Here is a 1846-nt window from a genome sequence, read left to right as displayed (position 1 = left end):
GCAGGGAGCAGGGAGCAGGGAGCAGGGAGCAGGGGAGCAGGGAGCAGGGAGCAGGGAGCAGGGAGCAGGGAGCAGGGAGCAGGGAGCAGGGAGCAGAAAGATGATATGAGTACAAATCAACAAAGCAATCAAGCCCCTGTACAAGCCGGGAGTAATCTCAGTTTTTTTGAGAAATACCTCACTGTTTGGGTCTTTTTGTGCATCTTGGCGGGAATTACATTAGGGAGATTATTTCCTGGGGTAGCGGTAGCGCTGGATGCAATGAGTATTTATCAAGTGTCAATTCCCATTGCCATCTGTCTATTCTTCATGATGTACCCCATCATGGTAAAAATTGACTTTACCCAAGCTGTGAACGCTGTCCGCGCCCCCAAACCTGTAATTCTCACCTTAGTAGTAAACTGGTTAATTAAACCATTCACAATGGTGGCATTTGCTCAGTTCTTCTTGGGTTGGTTATTTCGTCCACTTATAACAGGTACAGAATTAATTCGTGGTAACGAAGTAGAAATAGCAAATTCCTATATTGCTGGAGCAATTTTATTAGGAATCGCTCCTTGTACTGCAATGGTATTGATGTGGGGATATCTTTCCTACGGCAATCAAGGACATACTTTAGTAATGGTGGCAGTTAATTCTCTGCTGATGCTGTTTTTATATGCACCTTTGGGCAGATGGTTATTAGCAGCCAATGATTTAATAGTCCCTTGGCAAACTATAGTTTTATCGGTGATAATTTATGTTGGTTTGCCATTATTAGCAGGAATGTACAGCCGTTACTGGATTTTTAAACACAAAGGTAGAGAATGGTTTGAAAGGCGTTTTTTAAAGTATCTCACTCCAGTTTCGATTACTGCTCTGTTAATTACTTTAGTTTTGCTATTTGCGTTTAAGGGTGAAGTTATTGTTAATAATCCCTTACACATTTTATTGATTGCCGTACCGCTATTTATTCAAACTAATTTCATTTTCTTGATTAGTTATGTGGCAGCATTAAAGTTGAATATATCTTATGAAGATGCCGCACCCGCAGCGTTAATTGGAGCTAGTAATCACTTTGAAGTGGCTATTGCTACGGCTGTCATGTTATTTGGTTTAAATTCTGGTGCTGCATTAGCTACAGTTGTTGGGGTGTTAATTGAAGTTCCAGTTATGTTAATGTTGGTTGAAGTTTGTAAGCGCACGGCTGCTTGGTTTCCCAGGGAACCGCAAAAAGCGACTTTACCAGATCCACGTTGTATTGCTAGTTTGTAGGCTTGTAGTCAGCGATTTATCGCTCTGGTGGCTAAGTTTTAAAGGGCTAAAGCCATTACTACAAACTTGTGCATAATTTTCCTGATCTACACACCTTAATTATTATCAGAAGTAATTACTGTTTTCATGACAACTTTCAATCATCCACCGAGAATATTATTTTTATATGGTTCATTGCGAGAACGTTCTTATAGTCGCTTGTTAGCAGAAGAAGCAGCTAGAATCATTACAGAATTTGGTGCAGAGGTGAAATTTTTTAATCCTCGTGAATTACCGATTCATGGTACTGTAGCGGATACTCACCCCAAAGTGCAGGAATTACGAGAATTGAGTATGTGGTCTGAGGGTCAAGTTTGGTCTTGTCCTGAGATGCACGGCAATATTACTGGTATTATGAAGAATCAACTTGACTGGATTCCTCTGAGTTTAGGCGCAGTTAGACCAACTCAGGGAAGAACTTTAGCAATTATGCAAGTAAGTGGTGGTTCTCAGTCTTTTAATACTGTGAATACGCTGCGAATTTTGGGACGGTGGATGCGAATGTTTACAATTCCCAATCAGTCTTCGGTGGCAAAAGCTTATCAAGAGTTTA

At 40.7% G+C, this 1846-nt stretch carries 2 protein-coding genes; both read left to right on the top strand.

The window, feature by feature from the left end:
- The first annotated feature begins 105 nt into the window (after nt 1-105).
- A complete protein-coding gene (arsB, locus tag VB654_RS18270) occupies nt 106-1254 on the top strand; it encodes an ACR3 family arsenite efflux transporter (protein ID WP_323215228.1) in 1149 nt (382 codons plus the stop codon).
- Nucleotides 1255-1380: 126 nt separating this feature from the next.
- On the top strand, nt 1381-1846 hold a 466-nt coding region (gene arsH, locus VB654_RS18265), incomplete at its 3' end, for an arsenical resistance protein ArsH (RefSeq protein WP_323215227.1).

Origin of the sequence: Nodularia sp. UHCC 0506, assembly GCF_034931045.1 — a bacterium.
Lineage (GTDB): Bacteria > Cyanobacteriota > Cyanobacteriia > Cyanobacteriales > Nostocaceae > Nodularia.
Note: the sequence above shows the minus strand (reverse complement) of the source record. Positions and strands in the feature narration are given on the sequence as shown.

Excerpts from the sequence above, each read along its gene's own strand:
- arsB (WP_323215228.1), top strand. The coding sequence starts at position 106 with ATGAGTACAAATCAACAAAGCAATCAAGCCCCTGTACAAGCCGGGAGT.